Below are 5,375 nucleotides of genomic sequence, written 5' to 3'. Positions count from 1 at the left end.
CCGCAGGAGCACTGGAGGAGAATCCGGACCACGAATCTCCTCGAGCGGATCAATAAGGAACTGAAACGACGATCCCGGCCAATAGGAGCGTTTCCAAATGACAATTCACTCCTCCGTCTCGCCGGAGCCATATTGATGGATATCAATGAGGAGTGGATCACAGGGCGGAAGTATTTATCTGGATCAGAGGTGATGGTATGTCAGGATACGAGGGCAGAATTTACAGCAGAATGAGTACACTTCCATGAATTATCTCGATAAGAATTTTATTTAATCATTTGTCCTATTTTTTTTTTGAATTATCTTCTTCATTCTCCAAAGCGTTCAATGATTTATTCCTAATGCTTCCCCCTCCTTAAACGACATATTCAAAATCCACTCCCGATGCTCTTCCTTATTCACAAAGACCTGCGGCCGCTTTACATCAACTGCCTGCTCATCGATATTGTTCGCCCGATGTAAACCACACCGTCAACGATGACGTCAACACTCTGTAAACATCCTTCTTCTCCCTCAAATTTGTGCTCAGGATGCCGTATATAATCAAGAATCTTCCGGGATAACGGCTTGAAATACTGAATGCCCTCCAATTCTTTTCCCGAATCATACTCAATAAACGGCAGATAGACGATACTCTGCGGATCTTTCGTGAACGGTGAGAGCGGTTTATATGCCTTTCCCGCTTCTTCTATCGCCTGAAATCCGACATGAAAGAAATTGAAAGGGTTTATTTGCTCCTTCTATTCCTTACCCACATTCAGTCCTTTAAATCTCACAGATCACCGCATTTCCGATATTTTCTTTTTGAAGATTAATTATTTTCATAATCTCAGATCTTGATGGAGCTTTTCCTGAACCCAGGATTTGACCATTCTCAATGAGATAAAAGAAATGGTCTCCTACAATGTAATATCGAGAATTCCCTTTTAATTCAGCCTCATTGAGAGTCAACAAAATTCTTTTCATAATCCCAAAAGGGTGATTCTCAACGAGAAATTCTTGGACGTCGTCTGAGGTCCAAATTTTCTTTTCAATACTTTTAATCCTTATACTATCGTTGCTGGCAATGACAATATCCCCTTCCTCCAAGAGGGAGGATTTCATTGGTGTTTGCTTGCTTTCATCCCATACCTTTTCTTTTACGTAATCATGTAACGAATTCAGTGTGACATTGCCATCATCATTTGCAGCTTTCCAAGTTTCAATCCCTTTGATTATATATTTTGTATAGAGGCCATATTCATCATTTTCTAGCTCTTTGGATACTTCATTTTCAGTCGAACTCGTTAAAATATAGATGCCTCGCCCTTCTCGGTCTTTTCCTAGCTTCTCAATTTCATCATCCACTCCGCTTTTGAAATCTTGACCCGCTGCACCGCTGTAACAGCAATCAAGGATTAAAGCAACTTTTTCGGTATGACCCACAGTTTTGACATATTCCTTAACAGTCTCTACCGGGATAGATGTCGAGTTAAGGTGATCCACTTGAGTATTACATGTTGCAAGATGAAGAGAACCAGTATTTTGTTGCCGCTTACCATGACCTGAATAATAAATTAACACAAGACCATCTTTTTTTGCTTCTTGAAGCAGCTTTTCTATTTTTAATAGGATTTCATGAGAAGGTTCATTCAAACAACGGACAACCTTGGTAAACCTGCCATACTTCGGGGATTCTAATAATTCTCCAAATTTTTCAATGTCTTTTGGAGGACAGCGGAGATTATTCAACCGGTTATCCATAAATTTGCTGCTCGCGATCAGGATTGCATATCGATTTGAGGTCATATTCAGATTCCAAAGTAGTTTATTACCTCATTCATTGTCATTTCAATTTGGTCAGGGCGCATATTTTGTGCCTTGAAAGAATACTTATTACCCTCATGATTTTCTATGGTAATTTCAAGTGTGGAGTCTCTCTCAAAGTAAGATTTCAGAACATTGAATAACGCAACTACAGTGCCGCTAGAAAGAAGTGTCAAAGCAAGTAATCCCAACGTGATTGGATCGCCTTTCATTCCTTTTTCCGCAGGTCGCTCCGGAATTGTTGCTTCGATGCTAGATTCTCTTGCAAGGTCTTTCGATAGATCACGAGTAAGTTTCTGTAGTTGATTATCCGACAGTTCTTCTGACCCAAGATACAAATTTAATTCCATGATCCTTCGTGAGGCAATATAAACTAATAAAATAAAAATATTACTATAATCCACATATTATTTATGTTTGGGATTGCTGATTTCGAGAATAATTCAGAGATTGGCTCTAAACATTAACCAAGAATCTTCTTGGATGTAACAACAAACAAACTGAAATGAAGATATACCCAAATTGCGTTCCAGGCCACAATGCAGTTCGCAGGAGCCCGGCTGCCACAGCGCCGGGTAGAAAAAGCGGCCGGAGAACAGCTTCACACCGGCGTTCGACGCGGGATGGCGGATGAACGACGAACGAATCACATTGCGTCCTTTGCCTAAACAACGCCATTCGTTCCCGCATATGCCGGTTACCGCCAATGCCGTATCCCATTTCGCATTCTGCCAAAATACAATATCCTAATGTTTTTATTTCGCTATTCTGAAACTACCTTCATGGGCCTTTGTTCGGAATGCGGAACGATATTTAGTGAGACACTGAAATCCTGCCCTGTCTGCCGCAAAAAGACCGCGGGCGGAACGGAGGCGTCCTCCCCGGCCGGGGCCCCGGACACATGCGCCGAATCGATCGATTCGGCCCGGCCGATGGATATCAGGGGTGAGATCGCCCTGAAAAGGTACAGGGACATCGATTATTTCGCTTTTTCGGGATTCGGTCTTTTCATATTCGCCTTCCTCTTCCTCGTCACCGACAATTTTCTGCTGTTTGTCGCCGCCGTCATCTGTTTCTTTTCCTGCGGGATTTTTGGCTTATTCACACTTGTTGGGGGGTATCACAACCAGCAGCTCTACCGGAATATCACTCGGCTTCTCTTTACGCGTACCGGCATCTATCTTCAGGACCATAAGGGAAAGATCAAATGCAAGATCCCGTTCTCGCATGTCACCGCGATTAAATACGGGTACAAGGAACACGTCATTTCCGCAGTGCTCGATCTTGGGGCCCGTGTCCCGCTCTTCGTGCGGTTCGACCTGACCGGCAATAAGAAGTTCATCATTCCCATGCACTTCATCACAAGGGCCGACCAGAGAAAAATCTTCTCGCTCCTGCCGGCATTCAACGGTTGAACGCAGAGATGCGCAGGCCGGGCCGGCGCTCCTGCTCTCTTCCATGCCGTGCGGGCCTACATCGAATCGCTTGGCCCGGAGGCCAGGCACGGCACGAAAACCCCGGTTTCGTTCAGGGTCAGAACGCAAGTTCGCATGGGCCCGGCTATCGCAGCTCCGGATAGAAAAACGGGCGAACTATTATTCCTGGGGCCGAATAACAACCTTCAAACTCCCGTCCCGGTGCCGGGCCGTCAATTGAAAACCTTCAACCGTTTCTCTCAGGGGAAAAACATGCGTGATCATATCGTTTACATTGATCCTGTCATGCTGAATCCATGTCAGGGCCGTTGTGAGGTTATGGAAATCGGCGGCATAGGAATGGGTAATCGTCACCTCCTTCTGCCACAGGTTCCAGAGATTGATTTCGGACTGGATGTCAGGATTCGTGGGGGCGAAAAAGAGGACCGTACCTCCGGGCCCGACTGCTTCGAGCGACTGTTTCACGCAAACGGGAACCGGTGCGGTCATAATAACGGTGTCTGCTCCCGATCCCCCGTTTAATTCTTTAAACCTTTCCGGAACATCTTCCGTTCTTGCGGAGATGGTCGCATCGGCACCGAATTTCCGGGCGATCGCCAACCGTTCCGGACTCGGATTGGAGACGGCAACAAATCCCGCACCCTGCAGCCGGGCCGCCTGGACATGCAGCAGGCCGGTGATGCCGGCACCGATGATCAGGACGGACCGGCCATCACCGGTCGGAGCACATTGCTGCCCCCGCACCACGCAGCCGAGGGGCTCGACAAAGGTTCCCGCATCGAAGGAAACCGAATCGGGAAGGCGGAGGATGCCCCGGTCCACGTTGATTGCAGGCAGCACGACATATTCTGCAAACGCCCCGTATGCCTGCTTGAATTTTGTTGTCTGCAGCGTCGTGCACGCGGTCGTATGCCCGCGGATGCAGGCATTGCAGGTGTTGCAGGGGACATGATGCGTCACCACGACCCGGTCTCCCACCTGCCATTTCGAGTCGACGCCGGCACCGACCTCTGCAATGACTCCTGCGCACTCGTGGCCGAACGCCCCGATACCGCCGGGCCGTCCCGCACGCCGGATCCGGTACCATTCCATGACATCCGACCCGCACACGCCGCAGGCCATGATCCTGACCTTGATCTCGCCCGGCCCGACCGGGACATCGTCGACATCCTCGATACGGATGTCGCTGTTCGAATAATAGACGGCTGCCTTCATGCTGTTCCCCGTGGAGAGTACATCTATCCGAAATAAAAAAAATTAGTCGAGTTTGGTTGCACCGGGCAGACAGGCGTTGTAGATATCCAGCGCTTCCTTCACGGTGTGGTTGTCGTGGACGATGGCACGGATTGCCCGGATCATGCCGACCGGATTGTCATCCTGAAAAATATTACGGCCGAAATCGACGCCCGCCGCACCCGCCTGTATGGCGTCGTAGGCCATCTGGAGCGCGTCGGGGGGACTGGAATACTTCCCCCCGGCAACGACGACCGCCGTCGGGGCGACCGCATCGACCAGCCGGGAAAATTCCTCGCAATAATAGGTCTTGATAATCCGGGCCCCGGCATCCTGGCACATACGGGATGCAAGTGACAGATAGCGCAGATCCCGGGCCATGTTCTTTCCCACCGCCGTGACGGCCAGGACGGGGATGCCGTATTCTTCGGCCTGGCTGATCATATCGGTAAGATTGAGAATCGTCTGCTGCTGGTTGGCAGAGCCGACATAGACGCTGACCGCGACACCGGCCGCATCCATCCGGATGGCTTCCTGTATGGTAACCGTAAGCTTTTCGTCACTCAACTCATCGAATAAAACGCTGTTTCCGCCGGTGACGCGCAGCATGACGGGTTTTGATCCGAGATCTTCGGGCGCGATATTGCTCCGCACTGCCCCGCGTGTCGTCATCAGGCAGTCGCAGTAGGGAAGGAGGGTTTTTATCGTGGTGCTCATATTGCGCAGGCCCGTTGTCGGCCCCTGGAAATAGGGATGATCGACCGCGAGCATCACGACCCGGTTATCTTTCGGATTGATGATCCGGTTCATCCGGCTTTGAATGCCAACGTCAAGATATGCGTTTACCATGGGAATACCTCACTGGAAGTAATTATAATCACTTTGAAAAAAATGTTGGGA

General features: G+C 49.0%; 5 protein-coding genes. 1 reads left to right on the top strand and 4 read right to left on the bottom strand.

The genetic code is table 11. From position 1 onward, the window contains the following. Window positions 1-765 precede the first annotated feature (765 nt). Both APR53_09660 and APR53_09655 read right to left on the bottom strand, forming a co-directional pair. Window positions 766-1,788: a hypothetical protein gene (locus APR53_09660; protein ID KQC04788.1), complete on the bottom strand. Its 1,023-nt coding sequence runs from the start codon at window positions 1,786-1,788 to the stop codon at window positions 766-768. A gap of 2 nt (window positions 1,789-1,790) precedes the next feature. Next, window positions 1,791-2,156: a hypothetical protein gene (locus APR53_09655; protein ID KQC04787.1), complete on the bottom strand. Its 366-nt coding sequence runs from the start codon at window positions 2,154-2,156 to the stop codon at window positions 1,791-1,793. 432 nt (window positions 2,157-2,588) lie between these two features. On the opposite strand from APR53_09655, the gene APR53_09650 reads away from it, so the two are divergent. Beyond that, window positions 2,589-3,221 carry a hypothetical protein gene (locus APR53_09650; GenBank protein KQC04786.1) on the top strand — a complete coding sequence of 211 codons (633 nt, stop codon included), beginning with the start codon at window positions 2,589-2,591 and terminating at the stop codon, window positions 3,219-3,221. A 180-nt stretch (window positions 3,222-3,401) separates the two neighbouring features. Here APR53_09650 and APR53_09645 read toward each other — a convergent pair whose 3' ends face one another. Then, window positions 3,402-4,457, bottom strand: coding sequence for a hypothetical protein (locus tag APR53_09645; GenBank protein KQC04785.1), 1,056 nt, complete (start codon window positions 4,455-4,457; stop codon window positions 3,402-3,404). Between the two features lie 42 nt (window positions 4,458-4,499). Continuing rightward, window positions 4,500-5,324 (bottom strand): hypothetical protein, encoded by an 825-nt coding sequence (locus APR53_09640; protein ID KQC04784.1) that lies wholly within the window; start codon window positions 5,322-5,324, stop codon window positions 4,500-4,502. Between the last annotated feature and the right edge of the window lie 51 nt (window positions 5,325-5,375).

The sequence above is a fragment of the Methanoculleus sp. SDB genome (assembly GCA_001412355.1).
Taxonomy (GTDB): Archaea; Halobacteriota; Methanomicrobia; order Methanomicrobiales; family Methanomicrobiaceae; genus LKUD01.
The sequence above is the reverse complement of the archived record's forward strand: the minus strand, read 5'-3'. Positions and strand labels throughout refer to the sequence as shown.

What these genes read in the sequence shown, in the direction of transcription:
- APR53_09660 (KQC04788.1), bottom strand. Translation starts at nt 1,788, where the DNA reads ATGACCTCAAATCGATATGCAATCCTGATCGCGAGCAGCAAATTTATG.
- APR53_09655 (KQC04787.1), bottom strand. Translation starts at nt 2,156, where the DNA reads ATGGAATTAAATTTGTATCTTGGGTCAGAAGAACTGTCGGATAATCAA.
- APR53_09645 (KQC04785.1), bottom strand. Translation starts at nt 4,457, where the DNA reads ATGAAGGCAGCCGTCTATTATTCGAACAGCGACATCCGTATCGAGGAT.
- APR53_09650 (KQC04786.1), top strand. Translation starts at nt 2,589, where the DNA reads ATGGGCCTTTGTTCGGAATGCGGAACGATATTTAGTGAGACACTGAAA.
- APR53_09640 (KQC04784.1), bottom strand. Translation starts at nt 5,324, where the DNA reads ATGGTAAACGCATATCTTGACGTTGGCATTCAAAGCCGGATGAACCGG.